14 protein-coding genes are annotated in these 14,452 nt (G+C 29.6%); all 14 read right to left on the bottom strand.

The genetic code is table 11. The features are described from left to right. Positions 1-339: 339 nt before the first annotated feature. The 14 genes from COL3_RS15170 to COL3_RS15235 all read right to left on the bottom strand — a co-directional run bounded on the left by COL3_RS15170 (position 340) and on the right by COL3_RS15235 (position 14,304). Entirely contained in the window at positions 340-750 is a 411-nt protein-coding gene (locus COL3_RS15170; RefSeq protein WP_008422742.1) for a S1 domain-containing RNA-binding protein, read from the bottom strand. Positions 751-899: 149 nt separating this feature from the next. Then, a complete protein-coding gene (locus COL3_RS15175) occupies positions 900-1,193 on the bottom strand; it encodes a septum formation initiator family protein (RefSeq protein ID WP_008422743.1) in 294 nt (97 codons plus the stop codon). A 76-nt stretch (positions 1,194-1,269) separates the two neighbouring features. After that, positions 1,270-1,662 carry a spore cortex biosynthesis protein YabQ gene (gene yabQ, locus COL3_RS15180; RefSeq protein WP_008422744.1) on the bottom strand — a complete coding sequence of 131 codons (393 nt, stop codon included), beginning with the start codon at positions 1,660-1,662 and terminating at the stop codon, positions 1,270-1,272. 12 nt (positions 1,663-1,674) lie between these two features. Further along, positions 1,675-1,968 (bottom strand): sporulation protein YabP, encoded by a 294-nt coding sequence (yabP, locus tag COL3_RS15185; RefSeq protein ID WP_008422745.1) that lies wholly within the window; start codon positions 1,966-1,968, stop codon positions 1,675-1,677. 124 nt (positions 1,969-2,092) lie between these two features. Then, positions 2,093-2,353: an RNA-binding S4 domain-containing protein gene (locus COL3_RS15190; protein WP_008422746.1), complete on the bottom strand. Its 261-nt coding sequence runs from the start codon at positions 2,351-2,353 to the stop codon at positions 2,093-2,095. 70 nt (positions 2,354-2,423) lie between these two features. Then, positions 2,424-2,699 (bottom strand): HU family DNA-binding protein, encoded by a 276-nt coding sequence (locus tag COL3_RS15195; RefSeq protein ID WP_008422747.1) that lies wholly within the window; start codon positions 2,697-2,699, stop codon positions 2,424-2,426. A 219-nt stretch (positions 2,700-2,918) separates the two neighbouring features. Further along, entirely contained in the window at positions 2,919-4,370 is a 1,452-nt protein-coding gene (mazG, locus tag COL3_RS15200; protein WP_008422748.1) for a nucleoside triphosphate pyrophosphohydrolase, read from the bottom strand. A 16-nt stretch (positions 4,371-4,386) separates the two neighbouring features. Then, positions 4,387-5,922: a polysaccharide biosynthesis protein gene (locus tag COL3_RS15205; RefSeq protein WP_008422750.1), complete on the bottom strand. Its 1,536-nt coding sequence runs from the start codon at positions 5,920-5,922 to the stop codon at positions 4,387-4,389. A 99-nt stretch (positions 5,923-6,021) separates the two neighbouring features. Continuing rightward, positions 6,022-6,570 carry a stage V sporulation protein T gene (spoVT, locus tag COL3_RS15210; protein ID WP_008422752.1) on the bottom strand — a complete coding sequence of 183 codons (549 nt, stop codon included), beginning with the start codon at positions 6,568-6,570 and terminating at the stop codon, positions 6,022-6,024. A 288-nt stretch (positions 6,571-6,858) separates the two neighbouring features. Next, complete coding sequence (locus tag COL3_RS15215; protein WP_008422754.1) at positions 6,859-7,887, bottom strand: peptidylprolyl isomerase; 1,029 nt, start codon at positions 7,885-7,887, stop codon at positions 6,859-6,861. A 201-nt stretch (positions 7,888-8,088) separates the two neighbouring features. Further along, positions 8,089-11,589 carry a transcription-repair coupling factor gene (gene mfd / locus COL3_RS15220; protein WP_008422755.1) on the bottom strand — a complete coding sequence of 1,167 codons (3,501 nt, stop codon included), beginning with the start codon at positions 11,587-11,589 and terminating at the stop codon, positions 8,089-8,091. A gap of 14 nt (positions 11,590-11,603) precedes the next feature. Then, the gene (gene pth / locus COL3_RS15225) at positions 11,604-12,179 is read right to left on the bottom strand and encodes an aminoacyl-tRNA hydrolase (RefSeq protein ID WP_008422757.1); all 576 of its coding nucleotides are present in this window, start codon (positions 12,177-12,179) and stop codon (positions 11,604-11,606) included. Between the two features lies 1 nt (position 12,180). Continuing rightward, positions 12,181-13,617: an ATP-binding protein gene (locus COL3_RS15230; RefSeq protein WP_008422759.1), complete on the bottom strand. Its 1,437-nt coding sequence runs from the start codon at positions 13,615-13,617 to the stop codon at positions 12,181-12,183. After that, a complete protein-coding gene (locus tag COL3_RS15235) occupies positions 13,618-14,304 on the bottom strand; it encodes a response regulator transcription factor (protein WP_008422761.1) in 687 nt (228 codons plus the stop codon). Between the last annotated feature and the right edge of the window lie 148 nt (positions 14,305-14,452).

Raw genomic sequence — 14,452 nt, forward strand, 5'->3', positions numbered from 1 at the left:
GTTTAACCACCGCAGGATTTTAAGTCCTGTGCGTCTGCCAGTTCCGCCACTTCGGCTTGCTGCATAACTAAGTGTCAACAACAAAGCTAATTATAATATATAATCTTTGTACTGTCAACAAAAAATTCAATATAATTTTTTTCTTTGTATTTTGCCACTATATTCATGTCATTTTTTATTATGTAAAGGCCATTTTAAGCGTATTATTACAACATTTTAAATTAATAGTGTAGAATACAATTATGAAAAATCTTAAACGATTTTTTATAATTATATTCTACACACAAAATATTCCAACTCACTTTATAACTATATAGTTTATTTTACCTAGATAAAAATTTAATAACCTTTTTTTCCACCCTTGCCCTTAAACTCTTGATGTTTTTTTACATCTTGCATTCTCTCTTCACTATCTTTTAAGAACTTAGACATAATATCTTCGAAATTACCTGTATTATTAGTCTTTTTCTTATCAGTTGCTTTCCAATCAATTTCCACTGGCTTAACTGATTTTTTTTGAATATTTGCTTGTTTTATAGAAAGACTAATTTTTCCGTTATCATCAATTGAGATAACTTTTACTTTTACTTTATCTTGTTCATTAAGATGCTCTCTAATATCTTTTACGTAAGAATCTGCGACTTCTGAAATATGGACTAATCCAGTTTTGCCTTCAACTTCAATAAAAGCTCCAAAGTTTGTAATGTTTATCACTGTGCCCTCTACTATGTTTCCTGCCATTAAGGTCATGTTTAAAAGACTCCTCCTTAAATTTAAAAAATATATAAAATAAGAACAAATTCTGATATACAGAAGTTCTTTAATTTAAAATATAAAGTTAAATTATTATTTAATATTATTATATGCCAGAATTCTATAAGTTTTCTATATATCAAAAGTTAATTAGAACCGTGACCCGTAACCTCACTATTAACAACTTTTTCTCCTGGTTTAATCATACCAAGCCTTTCTCTTGCTAATTTTTCAAGATAGTCTGATGAATCTGAATTAATTTTATCGACCTCATCTTGGAGCCGTTCATTTTTTTGCTTAATTTCATTTAACTGGGATTGTTTATTATCAATCTCCTTTTGTATTCTGTTCATTGTTATACTTTGTCTAATATAACTAAACGTAAAGAAAATAATAAACCCAGCAATTATTATTCTTTTTATTATTAACTTCTTTTTCATCTATAGAACCTCTATTTTGCAAATTCTCCTAAGACTATTTTAAACACTATATTGCTAATATTCAAGTAATTTTTTCTCATTTCCTCTTATCTGTAATTTTATACACAATTATTTTTAATGGGTACAATGTATTTTTTAATATTATCCGAATAAATTTGTAAAATAATTTTGCTATTATTACCTCACTAGTATAAATATATTTACTAATGAATCTAAAATACAATAAAATAGCAACAGTTATAAGAATATATACATAGGGAGTTAAAAAAGCATAATTAGTATATAATAGAAAAGTAAATACAACTAAGGCAATAAGTATACAAAATAATAAATCTTCTATTACTGTTAATATTTTTATAGAGTTTAGCCCTCTGATTACTCTATATATATCGAACAATATACCTGTTATGATACCTCCAATGAGGCTGTAGATAACAAGACTAATTTGCATGCTCAATCCTAAAGGCATAGTACTATGTTCCTATTTAAATAATTTATTTATTATACTTTCATTGCTCTTTTTAGATACTTTCCCATTATAAACGATAGATGCAATGCTACCAGCAATTATAACATCTCCATTCTGTACATCTAATTTATTCATTTTTAACTCTTCTCCCTTAATAGTCAGATTACCTAAACTAGTGGTTAAGTCTATTTTTTGCTCATCAAAGCTTATTACTTCTATGACACCACTTAATGTTAATTTTTTTCTATTTTCTAAAGATAAACTTGATTTATTATCTTCTACTTTATTTTCCACTCTTTTCTCCATCAAAGATTCCTCCATTCATTTTTCTTATACAATATATGTTAATATATTGTAATTTAGAATTCAGAATCTTTTATAATAACCATATATATAAATTAAAGAAAGAGTAAGAAAGCTTCATTAGCCCTTACTCTTTATCTTCTTCACCTTCAATAATTGTATACATATCTTTTGCTTCTTCTTTTCTTACATGTTCCGCTATATTAATTATTTCTGCTTTTAATATTCTATTGGCAAATGTGATTTGAATTATGTCGCCTTCTTTTACTGTTGTTGAAGGCTTTGCCACCTTATCATTTATTTGTATACGACCACTCTCACATATTTCTTTTGCCACAGTTCTTCTCTTTATGATACGAGATACTTTTAAATATTTATCTAATCTCATAATTTTCTCCTTCACTAAAAGAACCCGAGAAAACTCGGGTTCATATTCACTCTGTCTAACTCGTATTTTATTACTTGTTAACTTTATCTTTGAATTCTTTACCAGCTTTAAATACTGGAACAGTTGTTGCAGGAATGTTTATAACTTCTTTAGTTCTAGGGTTTCTTCCTTCTCTAGCTGCTCTTTCTCTTGTTTCGAAAGTTCCAAAACCAACTAGTTGAACTTTTTCTCCTTTTTCTAGAGCTTCCTCAACGCTTTCAATTAAAGCCTTTAATGCTAATTCCGCATCTTTTTTTGTTAACTTACTTTTTTCTGCCATACTAGTAATTAATTCTGCTTTATTCACAATAACATCCTCCTTAAAATCCAGTTATATATTTTTAACTGTTTTCTTTATGTACTAAATTGCACTTCTTTATTATATAACCTCTTCAGTTACCCGTCTATAGAAAAAGCGCTTTCTTTTCCTATATATAACTAAATAATCCAATAAATCGTTACAACATAGTTCTTTATAAATTATTATTCTGCATAAACTAGAAAATTCCTTTAATTAAATCATAGATTAATCTAATTTTTTTGAAATTTCCCAAAGTTTATCCATTTCCTCCAAACTCATGTTTGTTAATTTAATATTTTCATCCTTTGCAGCCTTCTCAATATACTCAAATCTTTTTATAAACTTGTCTATAGTATAATTTAATGCTATCTCTTCATCTATTTTTAGAAACCTTGCAACGTTAACACATGAAAATAACAAATCTCCAACTTCTTCTGTTATTTTCTCCACATTTTCTGTATTATATACATCAATTACCTCTTTAAGTTCTTCTTTTACCTTATTTATTGCAAAATTAATATGTTCAAAATCAAATCCAACCTTTTTTGCTTTTTCTTGAACCTTATGTGCTCTTAAAAGCGCCGGCAAACCTTTTGTTATTCCCCTCATTTCTTCGGTAATATTTTTATACCCTTTTTCTCCTTTTTTTAGTTCATCCCATTTTTCTAGTACTTCTTCTGAAGAATTTATTTCACTAGAATTATTAAACACATGCGGATGTCTATTTATCATCTTATTACAAATGCCTTCTATCACATCACTTATATCAAAATATCCATCCTCTTTTCCAATAGAAGCATGAAACACAACTTGAAGGAGCACATCCCCTAATTCCTCAATTAGTGAATTTTCATCTTCTTGTTCTATTGCATCTATAACTTCATAACTTTCTTCTACTAATGCTTTTTCAAGAGATTTATGAGTTTGTTCTCTATCCCACGGACAACCATCCTCTCCCCTTAACTTTTCTATTATTTCTAAGAGATCATAAAAATCTTTCTTATTTTTCATATCCTTCGGAATATAAATGGACGTTAAATAATCTATATCTTCTTGCATATCCAGCTCATATAACGGTATTTTTCTAATACTTTCCTGTCCTTCTATTCCTGCAGCTCTTACGTAATAAATTTCAGTTTCATCATTATAATATTCTAGTAATTTTAACTTAACTTCTGATGCTATTAATTGATTATACACTTGGGTAATTACAGTCCCTATTCTTTTGTCCAAAACCTGATTCTCTATATCAAAGGAATCTATAACCTTAACTCCCTCTATAGGATCAATCTTAAGGCTTTCTATCATTGCGTCAATAAAACTTACTGCAGGTATTATTTTATATTCTATATTATTTTCATTACATAGTTTCATCAAATTAAATACTGATTTTTCTGCAACTAGAGGATGACCAGGCACTGCATATATTAAATCTCCTAATTCCTTCTGTTTTTTAATTAAATCATTAGCAATACTTAAATATACCTGATCAAAGCTATCTATGCTCTCATACATATTGTCATAGGTGTCAAATTTAATATTTTTTTCTCTTAAGTAATCTACTGTTGGGTGTTTTTCTGTTCTTAAAAATATATTCCTATTACTCTCAAGTTCGCATATTGTTCCTATTGTCAATGCATCCTTTGCTCCTGGTCCCAATCCAACTATTTTAATCATTAGAGCCTCTCTCCTTTTATCTTCTTTTCAATCTACTCTTTATATCTTCAACATTAAATACTTTGAATACAATAATCAATATAATATATATTATCATACCCAAAAATATAGATGTTAAGCAAGATATTCCATTACTTATTGTATTTCTATATATAATATTATAACTAATTAATACTAATAGAGTCATAATAGTTGATGCATACGCTGGTTTAATTATAATTTCATATAAATTTAATTTTACCTTTAATGTAAGTTTCATAGTTATTATATTTAATATACTTACAAATGCATAAGCACTAAGACTCGCAATAACTGCACCGTATATATTAATGGCCTCCATTGGAACTAATGTCCAAGTTAATATTATCTTTACTATGCATCCACATAATAAGTTAATAACAGGTTTAATATAATTACCTGTTCCCTGTAAAATCGCTGTTGTTGTTTGAGTTATTATTATGAAAGGAATAGTTAATGATAAATATTTTAATATTTCTATACCTTCAAATCTGCCTGGAAATATAAACTTCATTACCGGCTCAGCTAAAAAGAAAAGTCCAAAGGTACAAGGAATTGCTATTACTGCCGCCATTTTCATGGATACATCTATTTTGTTCTTAAGCTCTTTCCGCCTCCTAAGAACAAAATTCTCAGCTATAATTGGAATTAAAGATGTGCAAATGGCCATAGAGAGAGTTAATGGAATATTTATAATTACAGACGCCTTTCCAGTTAATTGAGCATAAAGTACAGTTGCCTGTGTATTTGTAAAGCCGGCTTGCAGTAACTTTTGCGGAACCAATATTGAATCAATCAAATTCATAATGCTGCTAACTGTTGTTCCCAACGATATCGGTACTGCAATTTTTAATATTGTATTCAATATTTCTGGATTACTTTTTATTTTTTTTACTTTATAATTCTTCTTAATTTTTTTATAATTTGTGTATAAATATGTTCCTCCAAGAACCGCACCAGCGGTAGCCCCAAAAGCTGCTCCTCCTGCCGAATATTCAATTCCTTTTGGTAATAAAAATACAGCTAGTCCTACACCAAATATAACTCTTCCAATTTGTTCTATTATTTGTGATATGGCTGATGGCGTCATATTCTGTAATCCTTGAAAGAAACCTCTAAATATTGTCACAAATGATATTACAATTGGTGCAAATGATATTCCTATTAATGAATAGTATGCTTTTGAATCCCATTTTAAAAATACTATTATTGGCCTTGCAAAAAAGAATAATGCTACTGTAGTGCCTGTCCCTATTATTGTCATTAAAATGGCTGACTCTTTCATTACTTCGAAACTTCCATATATATCATTAGTTGCATTCTTTTCCGATATCATTTTTGAAATTGCAACAGGTACTCCTGAAGCCATGGCGATAAAAAACATATACAGTGGATATGACATTTGATAATATCCTATCCCTTCATCGCCAATTAACATTATCAGCGGCCACCTAAAGAATAATCCTAAAAATCTAGTTAATATTCCCGCAACTCCAAGAATGATACTCCCCTTTATTAGGGATTGCTTATTCATAAAACACCTCCAAACTTACATATTATTAATAATTATTATTATTGTAAGTTTAGAGGTATTATTCCTTTTATTTTTCATACTGCAACTAATTTATTGATATTATTGCTCCATTTGTTTTCCTAAAAATGCTGCCGCTGTTTCAACTAATTTTGTTTCAACTTCACCAAGTTCTACATCTTCTTTTGATAATATAATTACAGCACCAATTTCATCACCTTCTGCTATAATTGGTGATATAACTTGACTAGTGTACACACTTTCATCATCATCGTTATGTAATGGTATTACTGAATTATTAGCCTTACTTAATAAGACAGTTTTTCTTCCATCCATTATTTTTTCTAATTCGCTGCTTACTTTTCTTTCTATGTAATCTTTTTTAGGTGCTCCACTTACTGATACAAATGCATCTTTATCAGCTATTAGTACAATATTACCTATAACTTGTTGTAAGCTTTCACAATATTCTTTTGAAAAATTAGTAAGCTCTTCAATTGGGGAATATTTCTTTAGAATAACACCGCCATCTCTATCAGTAAATATTTCTAGCGGATCTCCTTCTCTTATTCTTAATGTTCTCCTTATTTCCTTTGGTATTACCACTCTTCCTAAATCATCAATTCTTCTAACAATTCCTGTTGCCTTCATTGGTTATATAACCTCCTTATAACTCTATTAATTGGTTGCAGTATTATTATTTGAATTTCTAGAAATTTTATACACTTATAGACAAATTTTATATAAGTATTTTTTGAACAATAATAAAGCTAAGTATAATCCCATTTTCACATATATTTTAAATTTATTTATCCACTCATATTATTAGTATTCACAGACGTAAATATAAAAACTGCCTTAAAATAGCACTAAACTATTTTAAGACAGTTCAACTCTTAGCCGTTAAATATCCCTATTTTTATTCCCAATTATTTAAAATTATAATTTATCTTCATAAGTTTTTACTTTTAAATCATTTTTCCATTCTGTTATCTTTGAATTAAAAGTATCACCTTGCTTTTGTTGTAATAAAGTTGATTTAATTTGATCCTTTACTTGCTCAAAAGGAGTTACTTGAGAATCTTTTAATCCAGTTGCTTTTATTATGTGATAACCATATTGACTCTTTACTGGTGCTGAAATTTCTCCCTCTTTTAAATTTTTAAATCCATTCATGAATTCTGGAACTAAATCTGTTGAATTATATGCTACAAAGCCTAAACTTCCGCCTTTATCCTTACTTCCTGGATCTGCTGAATTTTCTTTAGCCAATGTTGCGAAATCAGCACCAGCATCTAGCTTTGATTTTATATCATTAGCTTTTTTTAATGAAGCGTCAAAATCTACAGTTGTTCCATCACTAGCCTTTTCAGCTATTAAAATATGTGAAGCTGTTGCGCCTGCCCCTTGTGTATACTTAGAATCTTTATTCTCATTATAATATGTTTGGACTTCATCATCTGTAACAGCTACGTCCTTTAATATATTATCTTGAACTGCCTGCATTACAAGCTGATCCTTTAACATGCTTCTAAGTTGATCTTCTGTTAATCCATTTTGTTGTAAAACACTCTCAAATTGCCCTTCCTCAGGATATTGAGTTTTATATTGATTAATTTGGTCATCAACCTTTTTATTTAAATCATCATCAGATGGCTTTAAATTTAATATAGTTGCTTCTTGTAAAAGTACTTTTTGAGTTACTAAACTATCTAGCCCTTGCTTTTTCGCCTGTTTTACTTGGTCTTTAACTTTGTCGTTAGTCTCATAGTCATCACCAAACTGTTGCTTTAACTGTGGACCTATTTGTTTATCTAAATCACCTTTTGTTATTTTTTCATTTCCAACTGTTGCAAGAACTGTATTTTGTATTGCCTCTGGTGTCTTTTCAATCATCTTGCATCCCATAGCTGATGCTGCAATTGCACATAAAGCTATCGCTGCAATAATTTTTTTTATTTTTTTCAAAATTTTCCCCTCGCTTATCTTATATTTAATCTTAAAAAAGTAACCTATCAAAATATCCTATGTATATCGAATTAGATAATGTTATCTTTTAAAGATGTCGTACTGAAAAAGTCATAATATTAGTATATCAATATTATTTTTATTATTCAAATTTTTTACACCATTTTGTTTATATTACTTTTCATTTATATCATATATTTGTTACAATATTATGTCATTAAAGACTTCTTTTAAAAATTCTAGTTTATTTTCTTTCTTTATATGTTTTAATTTAAACGCAAAATATGGATCTGTTCCAAATTTAAGCACCACACTATTTTTATACTTATACATCAATATTTTAAAAGTGTTCTTATAATCACTTTCACCTTGCGCAAATTTAAACAATATTTCCTTTGGAGTTTCTTTTATTTCTTCAATGAATATGGATTTGGCTTGACTTTTTATATAGGCAATATCCATTAAATTATATACAGGTTCTGGAATCTTAGAATATCTATCCTCCAATTCTTCTTTTATGTCATTGTAGTCATCTATACCTTCGATTGCTGCTATCTTCTTGTATACTTCAATCTTTTGTATTTCATCTTCAATATAATTTTCTGATATAAAAGCATCTACTTTTATATCTAACGTAGTTTCTATTGGTTCCTTTTGAATTTCTCCCTTGAGCAGTTTAACTGTATCTTCAAGCATTCTACAGTATAAATCATATCCTATTGATGCCATATGGCCATGTTGGGATGAACCCATCATATTACCTGCACCTCTGATTTCAAGATCTCTCATTGCTATCTTAAATCCAGACCCCAGCTCAGTAAAATCTTTCAATGCTTTAAGTCTTTTCTCTGCTATCTCTGTTAAAACTTTATCTTTGGTATATAAAAGGTATGCATATGCTATCCTATTAGATCTGCCTACTCTTCCCCTTAATTGATATAACTGAGAAAGTCCCATTTTATCTGCATCGTAAATTATTATTGTATTTACATTTTGGATGTCCATTCCTGTTTCTATTATTGTTGTGCAAACTAGTACATTGTATTCTTCTGACATAAAATCATACATCTCTTTTTCAAGTTGTCTTTCTGCCATTTGACCATGAGCAACCCCAACCTTACTTTCTGGTACTAATGCTTGAACGTATTTTGCCATTCTTTCAATATCTTCCACTCTATTGTATACAAAATAAACCTGGCCACCTCTGCCAATTTCTCTTAATATAGCATCTCTTATAAGTTGATCATTTTGTTCTACAACATAAGTTTGAACAGGATATCTTTCCTCTGGCGGTGTCTCAATAACAGAGATATCTCTAACTCCACTTAATGACATATGAAGTGTTCTAGGTATTGGAGTTGCACTTAAAGTTAAAACGTCAACATTCTTCTTAATTCCCTTAATTTGTTCCTTCTGCTTTACTCCAAATCTTTGCTCTTCATCTACTATCAATAATCCTAAATCTTTAAATTGGATATCCTTAGATACTAATCTATGAGTCCCAATTAAGATATCTAGATTACCTTCCTTCACTTTTTGTAGAATTTCTTTTTGCTGTTTTGCAGTTCTAAATCTGCTAACCATGTCTATTTTTATTGGAAAGTCTGAAAATCTATTTTTAATATTTTTGTAATGCTGCTCTGCCAAAATAGTGGTAGGAACTAATATTGCAACTTGTTTTCCATCCATAACAGCCTTAAATGCAGCCCTTAGTGCAACCTCTGTTTTACCATATCCAACATCACCACATAAAAGTCTATCCATTGGTTTATCTGATTCCATATCATATTTTATTTCTTCTAGTGATGTCAACTGGTCTGGCGTTTCTTCAAAAGGAAATTCATCTTCAAATTGCTTTTGCCATTCAGTGTCCTTGGGAAACTTATGTCCTTTTACAGTACTTCTCATTGCATAAAGTTTAACTAGATCCTCAGCTATTTCATTAATTGATTTTCTAGCCTTTGCTTTTGCCTTTTGCCACTCAGCACTTCCAAGCTTGTTAACCTTTGGAGATTTTCCTTCACTACCAATATATTTTTGTATCAAATCAAGTTGATCTACTGGAACATATAATTTATCGCCTTTATCATATACAATATCTAAATAATCTCTTTTATGTCCCCCAACATCAATTTGTTTAATTCCCTTATATACACCAATACCATGATTAGCATGAACTACATAATCTCCAGGTTTTAACTCAGCAAAACTCTTAATTTTGGAGATTCCCTTTTTCTTTGATTTACTAGTTCTTAACTTTCTTTTTGCTTCACCAAATACTTCCCTATCTGATATTACACAAATCTTATACTCAGGGTACTCAAAACCCTTTAGCTGATTTCCAAAGGTTATTACAACTTCACCATAAGCAATATCATCAACATTATCCCTATAAACACTTTCTATTTCTCTGTCTCTTAAGGTTCCGACTAGACGTTCCCCCCTTGCTCTTGTTCCCGATAATATTAAAGTTTTATATCCTGCCTTTTTCTTATCTAAAATATCTTCGATTAATAAATCTAATTGGCCTTGATAATTATTTAATGTTATTTGCGCTACATTCACTGTTACTATTGGTCTTAACCAGTCTGCAGCCTTGCTCAATGCTTCGAAAAAAGCAATCCTTTGATCTTCAAATAATTCTAAAACTTCTTCCTTATTAATTAACAGATTTCCCTGGCCTGGGAAAATATCTCCCCTTTGAGAGAAAGCTGTAAAATTTTCTTCAAATTCTATATATGTAGATTCTAATTTTCCTTTGCATCTTTGTACATTATCAACAATAACAAAATAATCCTTAAAATAATCAAAAAGGGTTTCTGGCTGCTTCACAAAGTATGTTAAATAGCTGTCAATGGTTTCAAAAGAGGATGTTTCTTCTAATACTTCTAAATTTTTATTTAATATTTTTCTTAATTTCTCTATTCTTTCATTATCGCTATCACTTGAAGCAATTTTATCAAACTCTTCTTTTAATTTATCACGCCCAAGTTTTAACGTTTCTTCAGATACTATTATCTCTTTTGCTGGAAAAATATCTATTTTCTTTACCTTTTCAATACTTCTTTGAGATTCCGTATTGAACGTTCTAATAGATTCTATCTCATCGCCAAAAAGCTCAACCCTATATGGATAAGTTGAACCTGTCGGAAACACATCTAATATTCCACCTCTCAGTGAGAACTGCCCCTTACCTTCAACCATTTCCACTCTTTCATAACCTGATTGAATTAATTTCTTTGATATTTCAGTAAGGTTAACTTCGTCACCTTCTTTTAACTTCATACTATACTCCAAAAATAACTTATGCGGAGTATATTTAGCTGCAAAGGCCTCTATAGATGTTACTATTATTTTCTTCTTCTTATTTAGTATTTCATTTATTACTTTTAATCTAGCCCACCTTAAATCACCAGAAATAGCATCAATATTATAGAAAACCATTTCTCTTATTGGAAAATAATATACTTCACTGGTATAAAATATCAAGTCTTCATAAAGGTTTTTTGCCTCCATATCACTTTGAGTAACAATTACCATAGACTTATCAATATTCTCAAAAATTCCACCTAAAATGTATCCTCTACCAGACTCAGATGCACCATATATACCAATAGGGTATTTTTTTCTTTCAATACCTTGCATTATATTTTGAAATTCTATACTACCTTCCAAGGGCTCTAATAACCCTTTTAATCTCATCCCATGCACCTTCCTTAAACAATTGTATTTGCTTTAAATCCATTATATTGATTCATAGCTGTTTTAACGTCATTTTTAATTATTTCTGCAGTCGCTTTTGTTGATACCTCAATAACTTGGTTTAAGATAACCGTCTCTTCTTTTGTAAACTTTCCTAATACATATTTAATTAAATCACCTTTAGGTTGTCCTACGCCCACTTTTATTCTTGAAAAAACATCACTACCAAGGTGGGCTATAATGCTTTTTATTCCATTATGCCCACCTGCGCTTCCTTTTTCCCTTATTCTTAAAGTTCCTACTTCTAGACTAATATCATCATATATAACTAAAATCTCGGTATTATCGAGATTATAAAAATCTACTACCTCTCTTATACTTTCTCCACTTAAATTCATATAAGTAGCCGGCTTTAAAAGCATAACTTTTTTTCCTTCAATAAAACCTTCTCCATATATACCTTTAAATTTTTGCCTATTTAATTCAATATTATACTCTCTCGCAATATTATCAATAACTTTAAACCCAATATTATGTCGTGTATCTTCGTATTCTTTTCCCGGATTTCCAAGACCCACTATTAAAAACATCCTATTCTCTCCTCCTTTGATATTTATCTATTTTACTCTTATATTTTGTTAATGAAAAGGTAAATGTTACACCTACATCAGGATGGTTTTTTGCCCATACCTCTTCGCCTTGTTGCATAAGTATCATTCTTACTATAGGCAATCCAAGTCCAGTGCTTATCTTATTAGTTCTAGACTTATCCGACTTATAAAATCTATTCCATATGTTTCTTATTTCCCCTTCAGTAATTTTAGGTCCATTATTATATATTTCTACGAATACTTTTGCACCTTTATGATATGTGCTAATTTTTATTATCCCTTTGCTGCCACAATATTTAATAGCATTATCCAGTAGATTGGTTAAAACCTGCATTGTTTTATCTTCATCGGCTTTCACATAACAATTATCATCTTGTAATTCTATTTTAATTTGTATTCCTTTTTCTTTTATACTTTGTTCATTATTTATAACGCAAAGTCTAATTAACTCATTTATATTAACTTTTTTCATGTTAAACTTCAATTTACCCGATTCAATTGCAGACAAATCTAGTAAATCATTTATTAGTCTCGTTAACCTTTGTATTTCGCTATAAGCAATATCCAAATAGTAGCCTTCTTTATCTTTTGGAATTACACCATCTATTATACCGGCTATAAACCCTTTTATAGATGTAATTGGAGATCTTAATTCATGAGACACATTAGATATGAAATCCCTTCTATTATTCTCAACCTTTTCTAAAGATTCAGCCATTATATTAAAAGAGCCTGCAAGTTCACCAATTTCATCCTTCGATCTTACATAAACTCTTCTATTAACTTCACCGTTAGCAAACCTCTTAGCTGCATTGTTAATTTCAGCCAAAGGATTAATCAATATTTTCTTTGAGACCAAAGATAGAACTACAGATGCAAAAACCATTGCTACTAGTGCTGATGCCCATACAATTAAGTATATTCTATGCAGCTGCTTACTAATAATTGATAACGGAGCTGTCATTGTAACATACCCTTCAAATTCTCCATCTTCTGTTATTGGATATATGTAGGTATAGTCATCATTAATATATTCTACAGGTTTACCATCGATCAGATAATCCATTTTTTTATCAGAAATAATTGGTTTATCTTCAATATTCTTATTTATTTCGGTTTTCGAATAAATATATGTATACCCATATTTATCTGAAACAATAATATCCGCATTCGCCCCAACACTTGCCATGTCTATAATAGCCTGCAACTTATCCAATTTTATCTCACTATTTTCAGCATTATATGTTTTAACTGCTTCAGATATATATTCTCCATCTTGTTCAAATTGAGTCCTTTTTTCATTAAAAGATGATATTCTAAACCACATTGATAGCGCCCATGCTAATAAAACTAGTACTATTGTCAAAATAACTATAAATGTCATTATTAATTTCTGAAGTAGACTCCCGCATTTCATTTAGTTCACCTCAAATTTATATCCAACACCCCATACTGTTTGTATTTCCCATTGCTCTCCACCGCTTAATTTTTCTCTCAATCTCTTTATATGAACATCTACAGTTCTGGAGTCTCCAGGATAGTCATACCCCCAAACTTCACAAAGTAATTGTTCTCTTGTGAAAACTTTATTTTTATTGTTAGCTAAGTAATATAACAGTTCAAATTCTTTTGGAGGCATTTTTATTTCTTCCCCATTATATATAACTTTATAAGAAGTTGAATCTATTGATAAATCGCTTAACTTTATTATTTCATTTTTAACATTTTCTGAAGAATATCTTCTGAGTACTGCTTTAACTCTAGCTAATAATTCCTTAGGCTCAAAAGGTTTTACTATGTAATCATCAGCTCCAATTTCTAATGCTAGAACTTTATCAAAAGTATCCCCTTTTGCAGTAATCATTATTACTGGAGTTTCCTTTTGTTTTCTTATCCATTTTAATATATCAATTCCATCTATGTAAGGTATCATCACATCAAGCAAAACAATATCAGGATTATAATCTAGATATAATTCTTGGGCTTCCTTGCCATTTAAAGCTATTTTCGTATTATAACCTGAACTTTTTAAATACATATCTATAACTTCACTAATATTTTCATCATCATCTACAATTAAAACCTTGGTTGCAACTCCATCCACTGCTTTCCCTCCTTAAAACATTTCCATATTATTCATATCCTAATATAACATAAATAGTATTTTTTTTATAGCAAACAAAAAAATATATTGTTATTTGCTTAAGTAACTTTTAATTTCAAACTATTTCAGTTTGAAAGTGTGTCTATTA

Origin of the sequence: Clostridium sp. LS, assembly GCF_002760435.1 — a bacterium.
Lineage (GTDB): Bacteria > Bacillota > Clostridia > Clostridiales > Clostridiaceae > Clostridium.